The following is a 19,211-nucleotide window of genomic DNA, read 5'->3' as shown; positions in this document are numbered from 1 at the left end:
CCTTTCCGACTGGCCCGGCCCCTGTGCCGCGCCCGACCACCTGCGAACCGATCCTGTGAAATTCTTCGTCTCCTGCGCCAAGGGCCTGGAATACCTGCTTGCCGATGAGCTGTCGGCCCTGGGCCTTGGCAAGGCCACTGCCACCATTGCCGGCGTCAACGCCGAGGGCGAACTGGAGCAGGCGCTGCGGATCGTGATGTGGTCGCGCCTGGCCAGCCGCGTGCTGTGGCCGATCGACGAGTTCGACTGCCCGGACGAGCAGGCCCTGTATGACGGCGTGCGTGCGCTGCCGTGGCACGAGCACATCAAGCCGGAGATGACCCTGGCGGTGGACGCGCACGTGTCGGGCGACAAGATCACCCATGCCCGCTTTGCCGCGCAGCGGATCAAGGACGCCATCGTCGACCGCATGCGTGATGAAGGCCTGGAGCGCCCGTCGGTCAACACCGACCTGCCGGATGTGCGCGTCAACCTGTCACTGCGCAAAGGCCGTGCCTCGCTGTCGATCGACCTCGGCGGCGGCCCGTTGCATCGCCGTGGCTGGCGCGGCGCCGCTCACGAGGCACCGCTGAAGGAAAATCTGGCCGCCGCGCTGCTGCTGCGCGCGCAGTGGCCGCGGCTGCACGCCGCCGGTGGCGGCCTGCTGGACCCGATGTGCGGCAGCGGCACGCTGCTGATCGAAGGCGCGCTGATGGCCGCCGACGTCGCGCCCGGCCTGATGCGCCACGGCAGCCTGCCGCCGAGCCGCTGGCTGGGCTTCGACAAGGCCGCCTGGAAGAGCCTCCAGAGCGAGGCGCGTGACCGCGAAGCGGCTGGCCTGGCCGCGCTGAAGCCGGTCATCCACGGCAGCGACATCGACCCGACCGCGATCCAGGCGGCACGCGAGAATGCCGAGGTGGCCGGTGTCGCCCACGCGATCCGCTTCACCCGCGCCGATGTGGCCGACCTGGCCGCACCGGAGCAGGAGATCGGTGCGGTGGTCTGCAACCCGCCGTATGACGAACGCCTGGCCGCCGACCCGGCGCTGTACCGCGCACTGGGCAATGCCCTGCAGAAGGCGGTGCCGCAGTGGCGCGCCAGCCTGCTGTGCGGCAACGACGAACTGGCTTTTGCCACCGGCCTGCGTGCGGGCAAGAAGTACCAGATGTTCAACGGTGCGCTGGAATGCGCGCTGATCGTCTGCGACCCGATCGCCGTGCCGGGCCGTGACCCGGCGCAGCCGCGCGAACTCAGCGAAGGTGCGCAGATGGTGGCCAACCGCCTGCGCAAGAACCTGAAGAAGTTCAAGAGCTGGCGTGCCCGCGAGGACATCACCTGCTTCCGTGCCTACGATGCCGATCTGCCGGAGTACGCGGCGGCCATCGATGTCTACGAGGAAGACGGTGGCAAGCGCCGCACCTTCCTGCATGTGCAGGAATACGCCGCACCGGCGGCGATTCCGGAGAACGACGTGCGCCGCCGCCGCAACGAGCTGCTGGCGGCCGCGCGCGAAGTATTCGGCGTGCCGCCGGAACAGGTGTCGATGAAGTCGCGCGAGCGCGGCAAGGGCGGCAGCAAGTACGGCCGTTTCGAGCAGCGTGACGAATTCATCGTGGTACGCGAGAACAACGCGCTGCTGCAGGTGAATCTGTTCGACTACCTGGACACCGGCCTGTTCCTCGACCACCGCCCGCTGCGCCGGATGATGGCCGAGCAGGCGCGTGGCAAGCGTTTCCTCAACCTGTTCTGCTACACCGGCGTGGCCAGCGTGCAGGCCGCCGTGGCCGGTGCGGCCAGCACCACCAGCGTCGATCTTTCGGCGACCTACCTGCAGTGGTGCTACGACAACCTGGCGTTGAACGGGCAGGGCGGCAACCAGCACCTGCTGGTGCAGGCCGATGCGATGGCCTGGCTGGAAGGCGACCGTGGCCAGTACGACGTGATTTTCTGCGATCCGCCGACCTTCTCCAACTCCGCACGCGCCGATGACTTCGACGTGCAGCGCGAGCAGTTGAAGCTGCTGCGCGCGGCGGTGGCGCGGCTGGCGCCGGGTGGCGTGCTGTACTTCTCCAACAACTTCCGCCGCTTCAAGCTGGAAGAGAACGCCATCGCCGAATTCGCCCAGTGCCGCGAAATCACCGCGCGCACCATCGGCCCGGATTTCGAGCGCAACGCGCGCATCCACCGCGCGTGGGAACTGAAGCGGTTGGGGTAATTCCGGTAGTGCCGGCCGCTGGCCGGAAACGTTGTCAGATCCGCAGAGGGTTCATGGGATGCCGGCCAGCGGCCGGCACTCCCCATATCTGGCCGGTACATCCACGCCATGCGTGGATGGCTGTTCAGTAGATCCACGCGATGCGTGGATGGCTGTTCAGTAGATCCACGCCATGCGTGGATGGCGGTTACAGCAACGCCACCAGCAGCCCGGCCACGGGCAGCGCGATCGCCAGCGGCGCGATCCATTTCGGCCGGTACGGGTACAACCCGAACGACAGCACCACGCCGCCCACGGTCATCACGCCCAGCCACAGCACCGGGCCCATCGCCCAGCCGTGGTCGACCACGCACAATGCGAACGCTACCGTCAGCAGCACCCAACCCAGCACCCGCCACTGCGTGCGCCGTGCCGGGGTGGCTGCAGCCTTGCCGTGCAGGTCGTGCTGGTGCTTCTCCATTGCCAGCGACAGCGCGGTGAACGCAGAGAACGACAGGGTCAATGCCAGCAGCATCATGCGCTGGCCTCCGCTTCGGCGGTTTCTGCAGCGTCCACCGGGGCCTTGGGTGCCGCCGCGGCGGCACGCTTCTTCTTCTCGGCTGCAGACAGCGGTGGCGTCCAGCGCTGCATGCGCCAGCCGCACAGCGCCAGCATCGCGCCGAACGCGATCATCGACAGATCGAAGCCCGCCAGCACCCAGTCGCCGTTGCGCAGGGTGATGCCCAGGTGCGCATGCGTGGTCAGCGCATTGACCACCGGCACCAGCGCGAACGCGGCTGCGCCCAGGTACAGCTGCCAGGCCCACATCATCCGCTTCGGCCAGATGAAGGCGGCCAGCAGTGCCGCGCCCCAGGCGTAGAAGAACACGTTGGCCTCGGCGCTGGAGCGTTCGGCGATGTCCAGCGGCAGCAGGCGGTTGCCCCAGAAGTACGCTGCAAAGGCGATCGGCAGGCCGGCCACGGTACCGATGTTCAACGCATCGACCAGGCGCAGGCCGAAGCCTGTGCGGCCACTCTTGGCGTGCTTGGGCCGTTCCTTCACCGCCCACAGCACCACGCCGCTGGCCACCATCAGGCAGCCGACCAGGCCGGACAGGAAGAACAGTGCGCGCAGGCCCCAGTCGGCGAAGCGCGCCAGGTGCAGGCCGTACAGCACGCCGCGGGTGGCGGTGGCGCCACCGGAAGGCGGTGTTTCTTCCAGCAGCGTGCCGTTGACCATGTCGTAGCGCACGGCCGGGGTGTCGGTGGACAGGCGCTTGCCGTCACGCTGGCGGATGTCGATCACTGCATTGGCCGCGCCCGGGTTGGACACGGTGAAGCCGGCCACTTCCACGCCGTGCCAATGCGCTCGCGCGCTGTCCAGCAGCTGCGCGATCGGCAGCGGGGTGGCGCGGCCTTCGGCAGGTGCAGTCACCTCCGGCATGCCACCGAAGGCCTCGCTGTAGAACGCATCCTCGTCCTGCGGGTAGGCCACCTTCACGCCCCACGGCAGGTACATGATCATCAGGGTGACGATGCCGGTGTAGGTGATCATCGCGTGGTAGGGCAGGGCCATCACCGCGCTGACGTTGTGGAAATCGAGCCAGGACCGCAGGCCCTTGTCCTTGCGGAAGGTGAAGAAGTCCTTGAAGATTTTCTTGTGGGTGATGACGCCGGTGATGATTGCCACCAGCATGAACATCGCGCAGAAGCCGACCAGATAGCGCGCCCACAGCACCGGGATGTAGTGCAGGTCGAAATGCAGGCGGTAGAAGAAATCACCGCCGCGGGTCTCGCGCGCTTTCAGCGCCTGTCCGGTGTTCGGGTCCAGTGTTGCGTCGCCAAAGCCCCCTCGACGGCCACGGCTGGGATCGGCCAGCTCCGGCGGCAGCCGCCAGAACATCTGCATGGCCGGGTTGCGCGGTTGTGGCAGGGTGACGAACCAGTTCTCGGCCTGCGCGGCGTTGGCCTGCAGGTAGTCCACGGCACGCTGCGCGGCGACGTCGATGCTGACGTTGCTGGAGGGCAGCTCAGGACGCATCCAGCGGCTGATTTCCTCGCGGTAGTAACTGGCCGTGCCGGCCATGAAGATCAGCAGCAGCAACCAGCCGACCAGCAGGCCGGTCCAGGTGTGCAGCCAGGCCATCGACTGGCGGAATCCGTTCTTCATGCCCAAGCCCCCAGCATGCGCGCGATGACTGCCATCAGCAGGGTGGGGGCGAGGATGCCGACCCACGCACGCAGCGCACTGCGGGTGGCGAACGCCCACAGCGCCGCGCAGGCGGCCACCAGAATGGCCAGCAGCATGCCGGTCAGCACGGTCTGGCCACGTGCGCCGGGCAGCGCCACCGCGCAGAATACGCTGGTCACGGAAGCCAGCGCGTAGCCGCCGAAGATCGCCGCCAGCGAGCGTGACAGCACGCCCCAGCGCGGGTTGGAGAAGAAGGTGCGGGGGCTGGCGGTTGCGGGCGAGCGGTCCACGGCGTTCCTGCAGGTTTCAGTGAAAAGGAACCGGCGCACCGCAGCGCGCCGGGGTTGGCCATCCGTGGCCGGGCACCGGTCGCAGAACCGGTGCCATCCATCGAGGGTCAGAGCTTCCAGCGCAGTGTCACGGTGACATTGCGTGGTTCGCCCCAGTACACGCCGTTGTAGAAACCGACGTTGTTGAAATACTTCTTGTCCAGCAGGTTATTGATGTTCAGCTGCGCGCTGAAGTTCTCGTTGAAGCGGTAGCCGCCGGCCAGGTTCAGCAGGTAGAAGGCGTCCTGGGTGATGTTGGCCTTGCTGCGATCCGCCTTGGTGCTGGTGTTCCAGATGCGGCTCTGCCAGGTCACACCGCCACCCAGCCAGAAGCGGCCATCGATGCCACCGGGGCGCCAGCTGGTGTTGAGGCGGAAGGTATCCTGCGGGGTCGTGGTCCGCTGCAGCACACCATCCTTGTTGCGGATGACGGTGTGGGCAAAGCCTGCCGAGACGTTCCACTGCTCGCCGATACTGCCCTGGGTTTCGATTTCCCAGCCCTTGACCTTGTTGCCCTTGCCGGTGGAGCGGTAGGCCTGCTCACCGCCGGGCAGCGAGTTGGCCGGTACCGAATCATCCTCCTCGGCGACGTTGTCCTGCTTGCCCTCGAATACGGCGGCGGAGGCATTGAGCAGGCCGCCGAAGAACTCGGCTTTGACGCCAGCTTCGTACATGTTGCCGACTATCGGCTCCAGGTAGTTGCCGTCGCGGTCGCGGTTGCTCTGCGGCTTGAAGATATCGGTGTAGCTGACGTAGGCGCTGAAAATCGAGTTGAAGTCGTAGATCAGGCCCGCATACGGGGTGAGCGTATCGTCGGGCTTGTAGCCGCTGCGCCTGGTGCCAGTGCGGTTGCCGGTGGCGTCGTAGGAATAGTCCCACTTGCGGGTTTCCCAGCTGCCGTAGCGTGCGCCGACTACGGCCAGCAGCGAATCGGCAAGTCGCAGACGCGCGGCGAGATAGGCGGCGCGCTGGCGCAGCTCATCCTGTGATGACAAGTGGCCGAGACGGGTGACCGGCAGTACCGGGACGTTGCCGGTCCAGTGCCGCCAGTCAGGCACCTTCGCATAGGCCGTGTCGTAGTTGAAATCCATTGCTTCCGATTCGCCCTTGCGAACCGATTGGCCCAGGCCGAACACAAGCTCATGCTCGCGACCGAACAGCTTGAACGGCCCGCCCACGTTGACGTCGAACACGTCCATCGTGCTGTGCTGGTTGAAGTGCGAGATGTACGCCGTTATGCCGGTGCCGTCCGCGCGCGGATTGCCGGCCGCACCGTACCAGACGCTGCCGTCGGTATCGCGTACCGCATGGCTGACGTTGCCCTTCACCGACCAGCCGTTGCCCAGTTGCTGTTCCAGCCGCGCGAAGGTGGTCTTCTCCACGATCGGCCAGCTGCTCCACGACGCGGACAGGTTGGTCGAGCGCGGCAGGTTGGCCGGCGTTCCGTCTTCCCCCCAATAGGGCACTACACCCCAGGTCACGCCGGTGGTGTGTGGCGACTGGTATTCATAGCCCACCTCGAACAGTGTGCTGTCGCTCAGGTCGGCCTGGACGATGCCATAGAACACATCCTTGTCCAGTGCGTAGACATCGCGGAACGAATCACTCTGCTGCTTGGCGGCCACGATGCGTGCACGAATGCGGCCGTCCCAGGCGACGGGGCCGCCGAGGTCGGCTTCCAGGCGCCGGTTGCTCCAGCGGCCGAGGGTCAGGTTGGCACCCATCTGGAAGGTGTCGGTCGGTCGCTTGCGGATCATGCTGATGGTGCCGGATGGATCGCCGGCGCCGGTGGTCAGGCCGGTGGCACCGCGGATCACTTCGATACGCTCGTAGATGACGTTGTCGGTGTTGGTCTTGACCGAGCCACCGAACGTATTGAGCATGCCATCGACCTGGAAGTTTTCGATGGTGTAGCCACGCGAGACATAGTTGATTCGCTCGCTGTCGGTGACCGATACGCTGACGCCGGTGACCTGGCCCATCACGTCCGACAACGAGAAGAGGCCCATGTCATCCAGGCGCTGGCGGGTGATGACCGTCACCGACTGCGGCGTCTCGCGCAGTGACAGGTCGAGCTTGGTCGCACTGCGCGCGCCCTTCACCGTATAGCTGTTTGGAATCTCGCCATCGGCGGTCACCTTCACGGTATCCAGCGTGCGCGCGGAAGGATCGGCAGTGCCGTCGGCGTGGGCCAGCGGGGCGATCATCAGTGCGGTCACGGCCAGGGCCAGCAGAGTGGGACGAGGGTGGTTCAGCGGCATTGCCATCGGTGCGATTCCATGCAGGACGAAACAAGCGATGGAATGCGCAGACGCAGCAGCCGTGCGCTCCGCGCACGTCGCCCAGCAGGTCCCATCGACGGTGCGCCACCCGTGTAATGCGGGCGACCCGGTAGTCGGGGGATGTACACGGGCGAAGGGGCGGGTGGGTGCGTGCTTCCGTGCCCCACTTGGCTAAGCGTACAACCGATCGGCAAATGATAGGCATTCGCATTTCGTTAATCAAGCGTGATGAATTACGCCTCTTGCGCGGGGCGGGGATCGACTACCGCATGGGCGCCTAGAACCTGAACACCACCGTCGCTGCATGCAGCAGCAGGCCGATCAGGCCGCCCACCAGGGTGCCGTTGAAGCGGATGAACTGCAGGTCGCGGCCCACGCTCAGTTCCAGCTGTTCGACCAGATGCCGCTCGTCCCAGCTCTTCACGGTCTGCGCGATATGCGTGGTCACGCCCTCGCGCAAGCGCCCGGTCAGCCGCTGTGCGCCTTCCAGCAGATGCTGGTTGAGCGCCTCGCGCAGGGCCGGGTCGGCCTGCAGGCTGCTGCCCAGTGACGCGAGGCTGCGCTGCAGGTGCCCGACCAGCGCCGAATCCTCACGCTGCAGGTCGGCACGCAGGCTGGCATGGATGCGCGCCCACAGCCCCTGCACGTACTCCTGCAGGGCGGGGTGATCGATCATTTCCTGTTTGAGCTGTTCGATGCGCTCGGCCAGGGCCGGGTCCTCGCGCAGGCGCTGCACGTAGTTCTGCAGCCAGCTCTCGTAGTCCTGGCGCAGCGGATGCTGCGGCTCGGCCAGCACCTGCTGCAGTTCTTCCAGCACCGCCCGCGCCAGTCGCTCGGCCAGGCTGTCGCCGATCTCGTCGATCGGCTTGACCCAGTTCACCGTGCTCGACAGCGTCGGCCACTCGCGCTGGATGTAACGCACGATCAGCTGCGAGGCGCGCTCCTTCACTTCCGGCTGCTCCAGCCAGCGTCCCAAGCGCTGCAGGCCCTCGTCCAGCACGCGCTGGTGGCGCCCATCGGCGGTCAGCAGGGCCAGCAGCTCACCGGCGGTGGCGGCGGCATTCCACTGCCGCAGTTGCTGCACCACGAAGGCGTGCAGCTGCCGGCGCACCGCGGTTTCGTCGAAGAAGTCCAGTGCCTGCAAGGCCCAGCCGCGGGCCATGTCGGCCAGCATCCGTGAGCGCGCCGGATCGGCCAGCCAACTGCCGAGGCGGCTGGCCGGATCGAACACCTGCAGCTTGGCCAGCAGCACACCCGGCTCCAGGAACTGGTCGCGCACGAACAGCGCCAGGCTGTCGCCGATGCGTTCCTTGCTGCGTGGGATGATTGCCGTATGCGGGATCGGCAGGCCCATCGGCCGCCGGAACAGCGCGACGACCGCGAACCAGTCGGCCAGTGCGCCGACGGCCGCTGCTTCGCAGAAGGCCGAGACCCAGGCCCAGATGCCGCGCTCGCCCTGCCAGTGGCTGACCGCGAAACCGGCCAGCATCAACAGCAGCAGTCCCAGCGCGAGGGCTTTCAGGCGCCGCAGCTGTGCGCGGCGCGGATCGTTGGCAGACGTCATGCCGGAAGTCTAACCGGCACGGCATGAGCATCTGGTAGTGCCGGCCGCTGGCCGGCATGCGCAACGCACCCGGAACGTTCATGGGGTTGCCCGCCCGCGGCGGGCCCTACCCCGGGGGTGAGGGCGGCCGGGGCTCGGGGCCGGGCCGGCGCGGCCCCGCCTGGCGCACCGCCCCCGCACCGTCCCGGGGGTGGCCGCCCCGCGGCCGGCACTACCCGTTGGTTCAGAGCGCTTCGAGCTGCTTGCGCAACGCAGCCAGCTGCGCGCGCAGGGTGTCGTTCTCGCGGGTCAGCGCGACCACGCGGCGGCGCAGCGCCGGGGCATCCTCGCCCAGCTGCTCCAGTGCCGACAGCACCTCGGCGTCGCGGCTGGCGATCTGCTCTTCGTCCGCTTCCTCGAAGTCCATCTCGGCTGCTTCCGGCTTCGGTGCACGCGGCTTGCGCTTGGACTCGCGCACGCGCTTGGCGGCCTGCTTCAGCTCATCCTTGCCACCGGCGGCAGCGGCGCGCTGCTCGTCTTCCGGCAGGTCGGCCACGGCAGCAGCAGCGCTGATCGAGATCACGCCGGCCTTCACCGCTTCCACCACCTCGGCCGCGGCCTGGGCGTGGATGCGTTCGATCATGCCGACCTGGCTGGTGCTCAGCTTGGCCTCGCGGGCCAGCTCGGCGCGGCTGATCTTCGGTGCCGGTTCCCACGGCGGGCTGTCCTCACCCGCGTCCTCGATGGCTTCGGCGGTGCCGTCGCTCTCTCGCTGCAGCTGCGCCTGCTCGATCTGCTTGCGGGCGGCCAGGATGTCGCGCTTGCGCAGCGCCAGCACGCCGCGCTGGAAGTCGGACACGCTGCGGCGGCCCAGGTGCTGCTCGATCATCCACAGGTGCACGTCTTCCATGCTCTGGAAGCGGGTGTTCTGCACGGTGTTGAAGGGCAGGCCATGCTTCTGGCAGATGCCGAAACGGTTGTGGCCATCGACCAGCACATCACCCCACAGCACCAGCGCATCGCGGCAGCCTTCGGCCAGGATGCTGCGCTCCAGCGCGTCATGTTCGTCCGCGGTCAGCGGGTCGATGTAGGCCTTGAGTTCTTCTTTGACGACGATATCCATGGGCACGGCAGCGAGCAGGAGCGGAACCGCCCATTGTACCCGCTCGCCACCGCCGGCCCGGGCTCAGGCGGTGGCCCGGATCATCTCGCCCAGGGTGCCGGTGATCTGGTCGATCTGTGCCTTGTCCACGATCAGAGGTGGCGACAGCGCGATGATGTCGCCGGTACAGCGCACCAGAAGCCGGCCGTCCTGGAAGCAGCGCCGGAACACCTCGTAGCCACGGCTGCCGGGGGCATCGCGGCGCGGCGCCAGCTCGACCGCGCCGACCAGCCCGAAGTTGCGGATGTCGATCACGTTGGGCAGGCCCTGCAGCGCATGCAGCCGTTCCTGCCAGTATTCGCCCAGCTCGATGGCACGCTCGAACAGGCGCTCCTCGGCATAGACCTCCAGCGTGGCCAGCGCTGCGGCGCAGGCCAGCGGATGGCCGGAATGGGTATAGCCATGGAACAGCTCGATGGCCTGCGGCGGTGCCTGCATCAGGGGTGCATGCACGGCGTCGCTGGCCAGCACGCCACCCAGCGGTACCGCGCCGTTGCTGACCGCCTTGGCGAAGGTCAGCAGGTCCGGGGTGACCCCGAAGCGCTGCGCGGCGAAGGGCATGCCGACCCGGCCGAAACCGGTGATGACCTCGTCGAACACCAGCAGGATGCCGTGGTGGTCGCACAGCTCGCGCAGGCGCTGGAGGTAGCCGGGCGCGGGCAGGATCACCCCGGCCGAACCGGCAATGGGCTCGACGAACACCGCCGCGATGGTCGAGGCATCGTGCAGCGCGATCAGCCGTTCCAGGTCGTCGGCCAGCTCCGCGCCCTGGCGTGGCAGGCCCTTGCTGAACGCATTGCGCGGCAGGTCCAGGGTATGCCGCAGGTAGTCCACGCCGCCCAGCTGCAGGCCGAACGCCCTGCGGTTGTTGGGCAGTCCACCCAGTGCCATGCCGCCGAAGCCCACTCCGTGGTAGGCCTTCTCGCGGCTGATGAAGCGGGTGCGCTGGCCCTCGCCACGCTGGCGGTGGTAGGCCAGCACGATTTTCATCGCGGTATCCACCGCCTCCGAGCCGGAGCTGGTGAAGAACACATGGTTGAGCGGGGCAGGCGCCAGTGCGGCCAGCCGCTGGGCCAGCGCGAAGGCCGGCGGCGAGCCCATCTGGAAGGCCGGCGAGTAGTCGAGCGTGCGTGCCTGCTCGACGATGGCCTCGACGATGCGCGGGCGGGCGTGGCCGGCGTTGCAGCACCACAGGCCGGCGGTGCCGTCGAGGATCTGGCGGCCGTCGACGTCCTCGTAGTGCATGCCTTCGGCGCGTACCAGCATGCGCGGCGCGGCCTTGTACTGGCGGTTGGCGGTGAACGGCATCCAGTACGCGTCCAGTGACTCGGGACGCTGGGTGGCCAGGTCGTGCAGGTCGCTTTCGGGACGCTTCATGCCAGCTCCATCGGGTCCGATACGACGAATGTAGCGCAGCCGCGTCACGGTGGAGTCGCGGCGGTCCCGGTATAACCAAAGCTTGTTGACCGCTGGAGCTTCCCATGGCCGATTTCCCCGACCGCAGCCACTGGCAGGCGCTGTCCCTTCAGCTCTCGATGCCGGGCCAGGCCTTCATCGATGGCCGTTATGTCGATGCCGCCAGCGGCGCCCGCTTCGACTGCATCAGCCCGATCGATGGTCGCGTGCTGGGCGCGGTTGCCGACTGCGACGCGCAGGATGTCGAACGCGCGGTACTGGCCGCGCGGCGCAGCTTCGAGGCGGGCCACTGGTCGCAGGCGAGCCCGGCGCATCGCAAGCGCGTGTTGCTGGCGCTGGCCGCGCTGGTGGAGAAGCACGCCGATGAGCTGGCGCTGCTGGAAACCCTGGACATGGGCAAGCCGGTACGTGACGCGCGCCGTATCGACCTGCCCGGTGTGGTGCGGTGCCTGACCTGGACCGCCGAAGCAGTGGACAAACTGTATGGCGAGATCGCGCCGACTGGCCCGCACGAACTCGGACTGGTCACCCGCGAGGCCGCGGGCGTGGTGGCGGCCATCGTGCCGTGGAATTTCCCGTTGCTGATGGCCAGCTGGAAGATCGCGCCAGCACTGGCGATGGGCAATTCGGTGGTGCTCAAGCCTTCCGAGCGGTCGCCGCTGAGTGCGCTGCGGCTGGCGGCGCTGGCCGCCGAGGCGGGCCTGCCGGAGGGCGTGCTGAACGTGCTGCCGGGCCATGGCGCGCGCGTCGGCGAACCGCTGGCCCTGCACATGGACGTGGATGTGTTGGCGTTCACCGGTTCCACTGCCACCGGCGCGAAGCTGCTGGAGTATTCCGGGCGATCCAACCTCAAGCGGGTCTGGCTGGAATGCGGCGGCAAGAGCCCGCACGTGGTGTTCGCCGACGCTCCCGATCTGGACGCGGCGGCCAAGGCCGTGGCGCAGGGCATCTTCTTCAACCAGGGCGAAGTCTGTACCGCCGGGTCGCGCTTGCTGGTGCAGCGCTCGATCCGTGAGGATTTCGTGCACCGGGTGGTTGCTTATGGCCAGCACATGCAGCCGCAGCATCCGCTGGACGCCGACGCGCCGATGGGCGCGCTGGTGGACGCCGCGCATCTGGACAAGGTGATGCGGGATATCGCACGCGCCGAAGCTGAAGGTGCCCGCCTGCTGCTGGGCGGGCATCGTGCCGAGGTGGAGGCGGGTGGCAGCTATGTGCAGCCCACGGTGTTCGACCAGGTGCGCCCGGAGCAGGCCTTGGCACGCGAGGAGGTGTTCGGGCCGGTGCTGGCGGTGCTCGGTTTCGACGACGAGGCCGAAGCCGTGCGCGTGGCCAACGACAGCCGCTACGGACTGGCCGCCGGTCTCTGGACACGCGATCTGGGCCGCGCGCATCGGGTTGCGCGCCAGCTGCGCGCCGGCAGCGTCTGGGTGAACGGCTGGGATGGCGGTGACATGACCGCACCGTTTGGTGGTTACAAGCAGTCCGGCAACGGCCGGGACAAATCGCTGCACGCCTTCGACAAGTACAGCGAGATCAAGGCCACCTGGATCCAGTTGTAACGACGTGGCTGCTTGACCGCTGTTCGCTCTTTGTAGAGTCGAGCCATGCTCGACTGCTTTTCGTTCTTCGGTAGAGCCGAGCCATGCTCGGCTGCTTCTCGCGAAGAGCAGTCGAGCATGGCTCGACTCTACAGAAGGCAGACAGCTGTCGAGCTACCGGCAGCGGGTACTCACCTGCAGCACCGCTGCACGCAGCAGATCCCGGTCGGCCTCTTCGACGGCATTCTGGAAGTAATCCATGTCCTGCCGGCCCAGTTCGCACGGGTCGACGATGTAGCCCGGCGGCCAAAGCCCCAGCAGCTGCGCTACGCCATGCACGATCTGCTCCGGCGTCATCTGCCGGCGGATCCGGAAGTAATTGCGGCGCGGCCCGAACGCCGGATGGACCTCGCGCCGACCAATAAGGCGCGGAGCGACACCCGCAGCGCTGATGCCGTCGCCACCGTCGATGCTGCCCGCCGGGAGGCCCAGGATCAGCGGCGCCATTGCAGGCGATTCCTCGAACGCGGGGGTACTGGTATCCGTAGGTGCCGCCGGGGGCGGGCGTGGCGCTGTCGATGCGGCCGGGCGCGCTGCCTCTGCGGTGGGCTGCGCCGGGCGCGGTTGCGCCGGCACGGGCTGCTTCGGTGGCAGCCAGTACAACGTCATCCTGGCGCCTCCGTCGCTGCGCAGCGTCATCCTGCCGCTGCCCAGCAGCCACACTGCCATCAACCCATGCACCAGCAGCACCACCAGCCATGCCGCCATGCGCGGCAGCTTCGGCGAATCGGACCACGACAGCGCGACTGCAGTCATCGGCAAAGCATCTATGCAGGGACCGGTGGCGCAGCCTAGCGGGTGGCCCGAAAAATTCCGTTGGCATCGGTGTCGGCTGAAACCATCGCCCCGTGCGGCCACCGGCCCGTGGCAGAATCGGGCGATCCGCCGTTACCCGTGTTGCCGATGTCGACGATCACCGCTGCCGCGCCGTCCGTGAATTCCCCCAGTCGAGTCCTGCTGGCCAGCCTGATCGGCACCACCATCGAGTTCTTCGATTTCTACATCTACGCCACGGCCGCGGTGCTGGTGTTCCCGCACCTGTTCTTCCCGGACAGCAGCGAACAGGCGGCGCTGCTGCAGTCACTGGCAACGTTCGCGGTCGCGTTCATCGCGCGTCCGGTGGGCTCGGCGGTGTTCGGCCACTTCGGTGACCGTATCGGCCGCAAGGCCACGCTGGTGGCCGCGCTGCTGACCATGGGCCTGTCCACGGTGCTGATCGGCCTGTTGCCCACCCATGCACAGATTGGCTTGTGGGCCCCCGCGTTGCTGGCGCTGTGCCGTTTCGGCCAGGGCCTGGGGCTGGGTGGCGAATGGGGTGGGGCGGTGCTGCTGGCCACCGAGAACGCGCCGCCGGGCAAGCGCGCCTGGTACGGCATGTTCCCGCAGCTGGGCGCACCGCTGGGCTTCCTGCTGTCAGCCGGCATCTTCCTGGTGCTCGGCCGTTGCCTGAGCCAGGACGACTTCCTGCAGTGGGGCTGGCGTATCCCGTTCGTGGCCAGCGCTCTGCTGGTCGGCCTTGGCCTGTGGGTGCGCCTGAACATCCACGAGACGCCCGATTTCAAGAAAGCGCTGGAGCGCAAGGCGCCGGTGCGGCTGCCGATGTGGACGGTACTGCGTGACCATCCGGTGCCGATGCTGCTGGGCACGCTGGGTGCGTTCGCCACCTTCGTGCTGTTCTACCTGATGACGGTGTTCAGTCTCGGCCATGGCACCGCGGTGCTGGGCTACAGCCGCGAGCAGTTCCTGCTGATGCAGATGGCCGGCATGCTGTTCTTCGCGCTGGGTATCCCGCTGTCGGCGCGCTATGGCGACCGTTGGGGCACGCGACGCACGATGATCGTCGCCAGCGTACTGATCGTCGGTTTCGGTGTGCTGTTCGCGCCGCTGTTCCAGCCGCACAGCCCGTGGCTGGTCACTGGCTTCCTGTGCCTGGGCCTGTTCCTGATGGGCCTGACCTACGGCCCCTGCGGCACCTTCCTGGCCGAAATCTACCCGGTGGAAGTGCGCTATACCGGCGCGTCGCTGTCTTTCAACCTGGCCGGCATCCTTGGCGCGGCACCGGCGCCGTACCTGGCCACCTGGCTGGCCGAACGCTTCGGCCTGGTCGCGGTGGGTTACTACCTGTGCCTGACTGCGGTGGCGACCCTGTGCGCGCTGGTGGCACTGCACCGGCGCGCCCTGAGGCTCAACCAAAGAAGCGCTTGAGCGTACGTCCCAGCCAACCGCCCCCTTGGTGCTCGCGGGCGAACTGGTTCAGGTGCGCCTTGACCTGTTCGGCATAGGCCTGGTCATCACCGCGGATGTGATTGAACAGCCAGCGTGAGAGCATGGTGCGCAGTTCGTCGCTGATGTCTTCGCCGGCCTGGAAGCGCATGCGGTATTCCGATACCCGCTTGATGAAGACCTCATGCACGCGCTTGTGCGCGGCACAGAACGGGTAGCCCGCTTCTTCCATCAACTCTTCTTCAAATGCGAAGTGCGACATGGTGTAGTCCACGACCTCGTCGATCACTTCACCCACCGCCGCACGCTGCATGCTGGCCTGGGCCACGTGCAGGTGGTTGAGCATCTCGATGATGCGGCGGTGTTGTTGGTCGATCACATCGATGCCGATGTTCAGATCGTCCTGCCAGACCAGTAGTGCCATCCCCGGCTCCCCTTCATGCGTATGTCGGGGCCGACTGTAGAGCCGCCGCGCGGGTGCGGCGTTGATCTGGATCAAAGCGGGCCGGTCAGGGCAGGGCCGGCTCGCGCGGGCGCAGCGGGCTGGCCACCGTGGTGCAGCTGACCCGGTTGCGGCCACCGGCCTTGGCCAGGTACAGCTGGCGGTCGGCCTCGGAGATCAGCCGGTGCAGCGCATCACGCTGCGGGCGCAGGCAGCACAGGCCGATGCTGACCGTCATGCGAAGCGTCGCGGTGCCAATGTCCACTTCCAGTGCGGCGATGCGCTGGCGCAGCTCCTCGAAGTACTGCAGTGCCTCGTCCTGTTCCATGTCCGGCACCAGCAGGCAGAACTCCTCGCCACCGAAGCGTGCGATCAGGTCCTGGCTGCGTGCATGCGCGGCCACCGCACCGGCCACCGCGCGCAGCGCATCATCGCCGGCCTCGTGGCCGTGAGTGTCGTTGATGTGCTTGAAGTGATCGATGTCGATCATCGCCACCGCCACGCACTGGCCATGCAGCTGCAGCTGCGGCAACTGGCGCTGGCTCTGTTCCAGGAAGCAGCGGCGGTTGGGCAGGCCGGTGAGGAAGTCGCGGGTGGCCAGGTCCTGCAGGGTGCCGATCAGTTCCAGCTGGTCCACGTTCTGCGAGACACGGCAGAAGAATTCCTCGCGCGAGAATGGCTTGCGCAGGAAGTCGTTGGCACCGTTCTTCAGGAAGCGCGGGATCAGCGATGCGTCGGTGTTGCCGGAGATGCCGATCACCGCCACCTTGTCGCGTGAGCGCAGGGTGCGCAGGCGGCGGGTGAATTCCACGCCCTGCATGCCGGGCATTTCCTGGTCGACCACCGCCAGGCGGATCGCCGGATGCGCCTCGATCGCGGCCAGGCCCTCGTTGCCATCGGCCGCTTCGTGCACCTCATGGCCATACATGCGCAGCAGGGCGGCGGCATAGCCGCGCGCGGACGGGGAATCGTCCACCACCAGCGCCGCGATGCGGCGGTTGCGTTCCAGCCGCTGCACCAGCCACACCAGGTAGTCGATGCTGCCGGGGGTATTCTTCAGTACGTAGTCGATGATCTGCTGCTGCAGCACGCGCTTGCGCAGGTCCTCGTCGTACACGCCGCTGACCACCACGGTCGGCAGGTCGCGCTTGAGGAAGAACTCGACCACCGCATCGCGGTCGCCGTCGGCCAGCACCAACCCGGTCAGCACCAGGAACCAGCCGCCACCCTCGCTCAGCAGGCGATCGGCCTCGGCCAGGGTGGAGGCGATCACCACCGGCAGTTCCAGGCGCTGCTCGATGGCTTCGCGCAGCATGCCGGTAAAGGCACGGGAATTTTCGACCAGCAGGATCCGCTGCGGCAGCGGATCGGCCAGGTCGCCATCGACGGCGGCCTGCGGCAGGACGGGCATGATGCGGTGGCTCACGAAGGAGGGCTCGGCACGGATAGCGGCGGTTTCGGGCGTAACTTTAGCCGCTCATGCAGCGCCCGGCGTACATCATGCCGCGGAGAATGGAGCTAGGCGAACTCTTTGCTTCGCGCTCTGCCCCCCTGGACCAGGGACGGCAGGGATTCGCTGAGTATGATCGTGATTCGATGGTGACGACATAGCAGCATGCCGTCGTAAGCAATCAGGCGTCCGCCGAGCCGATCAATCAGTGCAGCTTCGGTGGCCGACGTCAGTGGACGATCGCGATCCAACAGTGCGATGTTCAACATGATGCCGTGACGCTGGCCGAGCCGGCCACAACGTGCCTGGATGTGTATCTGTCCCGGCTCATGACTCAGCATGACCGGCACTGCATCGATCAGTAGGCGATAGGCTGATAGTTGCAGACCCACGCTCAACTGGCAGGGGTCGCCGGAGAACTGTGGTCGATTCATACGGCCGGTGGAGTTCCAACCGTCCCGTACGCCGCTGGCTTGCAGGCTGAGGTAAAGCCCGATCTGCTCAATTGCAGTCGGGTAGATCATGCTGGCCTGTTGGCGGAATTGCCATGAATGCGTTGCAGATGTCTGAACCAGATCTGCCGCGATATCGTGGTGACCATGGGTCTTGAGCCAGTCAACAACACCTTGCACCGACATATCCATGCCGTCACCGATTGATTTCAGCTCGAGCGCCCGTGAACGCAGAGCCTGCTCACCGGCCAGGTACGAGGCGCGCGCCAGCTTTACTGTGTTCCGGCCACTATCTTCATGCTCTTGGTACTTGCGTTGATAGTGGCTGATACCAGATCCCAGTGCGAGCAGCGCGACGCTTATTACGCAAAGGCTCTGCTGCGTAGAGAAGGCTCCGAGGTCAAACGAAGCGGGTAGCCCAGTGCTTGGTGTAGATGCGAGCACGATCAGATTCAGTAGCGGCACTGCGATTGCCGCGCCGCGCCAACCGTGCAGGAAGGCAAGTGCGATTGCCGGGAGCGAAGCCATCAGGACGAGTTGCTCACGGGTGGTGTTGGCCGTAGCCGGTGTCAGCTTCATTGCCAATCCAAGCACCATGATCAGCGTGATGGATGTGGCGGTGAAAGCAACGAAGCGGGTGCTCCATCCTGGTTCGGAGTGACGCCGCAGCCAGAGCAGTGCCAGTGGGGCAAGCGTAAGGATACCGGTGGTTTGGCCCAGCAAAGTACGTCCCACCCGTTCGAGCATCATTTCCGGGTCTGGGCCAGGCCACAGCAGACGCGCAAGTCCCATGTTCAGCAGGCTGACTGCAATGCCTGCCGAGAACGACAGGGAGAGCAGCCACAATCCGCCCGCGGTAGGGACATGTCTGCGATGGAAGCGCACGATCAGCATTGCCAGAGGCATCAGCCCAATTGAGCCAAGAATGACCCATGCCAGTCCGTGGGTTGTCGCCATTGGCATGCGGATCTGTGCGAAATAGGCGTATTCGCCAAGCAGAAGGTACGGCCATAGGCGCACAGGTACCAACAGAAGTGCAGCAATCCGCACGCCCGCAGGAAGATAGAACTGGTCAAGTGACAGTTGCCGCGTCACCAAACACGCAGCCGCATATAGGGTCGCTACCGCGAATCCTTCTGGACGGAAGCGAACGTCTACCTGTATTCCATCCTTCCACCAGCTCACTTCACCCTCCCGGGTCGGTTGGGACGCTCGGTCCCGCGTATGCGTGGCCTGCCCAGCACAGCACAGCGGCTTCGGCAGATAGCACGCCGTGCAACGGAAAAATGGAGAATACACACGGGGGCCGGTCGGTGCGATGGCACCCCCGTGGGGGCCTCGGTATGCTGGGGATGCTCCGGCCTTGACGCTTGCAGCGGACGATTTTATCCGGCCATGAAGTGGCATGGCGCTCTTTTGCCGCGGTCAATGCGGAATTACCCGGATGCAGTAACTCAATCAAAAATGGAGATGCCTGTGAGATTTCCCCGATTTTCCGTTGCGGCGACGACTGTAGCTCTGCTATCCATGCCCATGCTGGTTTCAGCATCCTGCTGTACAACGGGGGGCAATGGTGTCCAGATGGCCAGCGCCGGTTTGGGCGAACGCCAGCCGGTCGCCATCAATCTAAGCTTGGATCCGGCTTGGTTTGTCTATGCCTTTCAGCGCGATGGTGTGACCTACTACCAGGTCAATGATCCTTCGGGCCAAGTGGTTTTGATCATCGCCAACATCGATTCCACTTTCTGGACACTGCCGGCCGGAAATTCGTCTGTCCGTGTCTCGCTACCTTCGCAGCGGCTGGCGATGCCGGCGACGGCGCGTAGGCATCTGGTGTTCCAAGCGTCGGACTTCTCGTTGGCTGTCCACGGTGAAGGGAAGGGAGCAATCTGGTCCGTCGAGACGTCCCCCAGCGAAAAGTGAAAGACCGTAGATGGCAAGTAGAGTG

The 19,211-nt window shown here is 66.4% G+C and carries 15 protein-coding genes; 4 read left to right on the top strand and 11 right to left on the bottom strand.

What is annotated here, in order from left to right:
* Window positions 1-55 precede the first annotated feature (55 nt).
* On the top strand, window positions 56-2,194 hold the full coding sequence (gene rlmKL / locus V3B64_RS07150) for a bifunctional 23S rRNA (guanine(2069)-N(7))-methyltransferase RlmK/23S rRNA (guanine(2445)-N(2))-methyltransferase RlmL (protein WP_121503821.1): 2,139 nt from the start codon (window positions 56-58) through the stop codon (window positions 2,192-2,194).
* Between the two features lie 187 nt (window positions 2,195-2,381).
* On the opposite strand, the gene V3B64_RS07145 is transcribed toward rlmKL, so the two are convergent.
* The 7 genes from V3B64_RS07145 to V3B64_RS07115 form a co-directional block, all read right to left on the bottom strand.
* Window positions 2,382-2,711, bottom strand: coding sequence for a DUF3325 domain-containing protein (locus V3B64_RS07145; protein ID WP_049399886.1), 330 nt, complete (start codon window positions 2,709-2,711; stop codon window positions 2,382-2,384).
* Window positions 2,708-4,342, bottom strand: coding sequence for a PepSY-associated TM helix domain-containing protein (locus V3B64_RS07140; protein ID WP_032127890.1), 1,635 nt, complete (start codon window positions 4,340-4,342; stop codon window positions 2,708-2,710). Before V3B64_RS07140 ends, V3B64_RS07145 begins: the two co-directional genes overlap by 4 nt.
* On the bottom strand, window positions 4,339-4,653 hold the full coding sequence (locus V3B64_RS07135) for a DUF3649 domain-containing protein (RefSeq protein WP_032127889.1): 315 nt from the start codon (window positions 4,651-4,653) through the stop codon (window positions 4,339-4,341). The genes V3B64_RS07140 and V3B64_RS07135 overlap by 4 nt, the downstream gene beginning before the upstream one ends.
* Before the next feature lie 107 nt (window positions 4,654-4,760).
* Window positions 4,761-6,959, bottom strand: coding sequence for a TonB-dependent siderophore receptor (locus tag V3B64_RS07130; protein ID WP_329913860.1), 2,199 nt, complete (start codon window positions 6,957-6,959; stop codon window positions 4,761-4,763).
* A gap of 292 nt (window positions 6,960-7,251) precedes the next feature.
* Window positions 7,252-8,538, bottom strand: coding sequence for a DUF445 family protein (locus V3B64_RS07125; RefSeq protein WP_121503819.1), 1,287 nt, complete (start codon window positions 8,536-8,538; stop codon window positions 7,252-7,254).
* Between the two features lie 223 nt (window positions 8,539-8,761).
* Window positions 8,762-9,640 carry a plasmid replication/partition related protein gene (locus V3B64_RS07120; RefSeq protein ID WP_032127886.1) on the bottom strand — a complete coding sequence of 293 codons (879 nt, stop codon included), beginning with the start codon at window positions 9,638-9,640 and terminating at the stop codon, window positions 8,762-8,764.
* Between the two features lie 63 nt (window positions 9,641-9,703).
* On the bottom strand, window positions 9,704-11,056 hold the full coding sequence (locus V3B64_RS07115) for an aspartate aminotransferase family protein (protein WP_329913859.1): 1,353 nt from the start codon (window positions 11,054-11,056) through the stop codon (window positions 9,704-9,706).
* A gap of 104 nt (window positions 11,057-11,160) precedes the next feature.
* On the opposite strand from V3B64_RS07115, the gene V3B64_RS07110 reads away from it, so the two are divergent.
* Window positions 11,161-12,657, top strand: a complete 1,497-nt coding sequence (locus tag V3B64_RS07110) for an aldehyde dehydrogenase (protein WP_329913858.1) — start codon at window positions 11,161-11,163, stop codon at window positions 12,655-12,657.
* A gap of 153 nt (window positions 12,658-12,810) precedes the next feature.
* Here the strand turns inward: V3B64_RS07110 and V3B64_RS07105 are convergent, their stop codons facing one another.
* Complete coding sequence (locus V3B64_RS07105; protein WP_329913857.1) at window positions 12,811-13,452, bottom strand: hypothetical protein; 642 nt, start codon at window positions 13,450-13,452, stop codon at window positions 12,811-12,813.
* A gap of 156 nt (window positions 13,453-13,608) precedes the next feature.
* Here V3B64_RS07105 and V3B64_RS07100 point away from each other — a divergent pair, with 156 nt between their 5' ends.
* Window positions 13,609-14,901, top strand: coding sequence for an MFS transporter (locus V3B64_RS07100; RefSeq protein WP_180862766.1), 1,293 nt, complete (start codon window positions 13,609-13,611; stop codon window positions 14,899-14,901).
* Here the strand turns inward: V3B64_RS07100 and V3B64_RS07095 are convergent.
* From V3B64_RS07095 to V3B64_RS07085, 3 genes are all read right to left on the bottom strand, one after another.
* Window positions 14,882-15,343: a bacteriohemerythrin gene (locus tag V3B64_RS07095; protein ID WP_004151683.1), complete on the bottom strand. Its 462-nt coding sequence runs from the start codon at window positions 15,341-15,343 to the stop codon at window positions 14,882-14,884. The genes V3B64_RS07100 and V3B64_RS07095 overlap by 20 nt on opposite strands.
* A gap of 85 nt (window positions 15,344-15,428) precedes the next feature.
* Window positions 15,429-16,772 (bottom strand): diguanylate cyclase, encoded by a 1,344-nt coding sequence (locus V3B64_RS07090; RefSeq protein WP_032127881.1) that lies wholly within the window; start codon window positions 16,770-16,772, stop codon window positions 15,429-15,431.
* Between the two features lie 107 nt (window positions 16,773-16,879).
* Window positions 16,880-18,448: an MASE1 domain-containing protein gene (locus V3B64_RS07085; RefSeq protein ID WP_329913856.1), complete on the bottom strand. Its 1,569-nt coding sequence runs from the start codon at window positions 18,446-18,448 to the stop codon at window positions 16,880-16,882.
* 396 nt (window positions 18,449-18,844) lie between these two features.
* Here V3B64_RS07085 and V3B64_RS07080 point away from each other — a divergent pair, with 396 nt between their 5' ends.
* Window positions 18,845-19,186, top strand: a complete 342-nt coding sequence (locus V3B64_RS07080; RefSeq protein WP_223224650.1) for a hypothetical protein — start codon at window positions 18,845-18,847, stop codon at window positions 19,184-19,186.
* Window positions 19,187-19,211 lie beyond the last annotated feature (25 nt).

The sequence above is a fragment of the Stenotrophomonas sp. SMYL86 genome (assembly GCF_036320025.1).
Lineage (GTDB): Bacteria > Pseudomonadota > Gammaproteobacteria > Xanthomonadales > Xanthomonadaceae > Stenotrophomonas > Stenotrophomonas maltophilia_A.
This window is presented reverse-complemented; position numbering and strand designations above follow the sequence as displayed.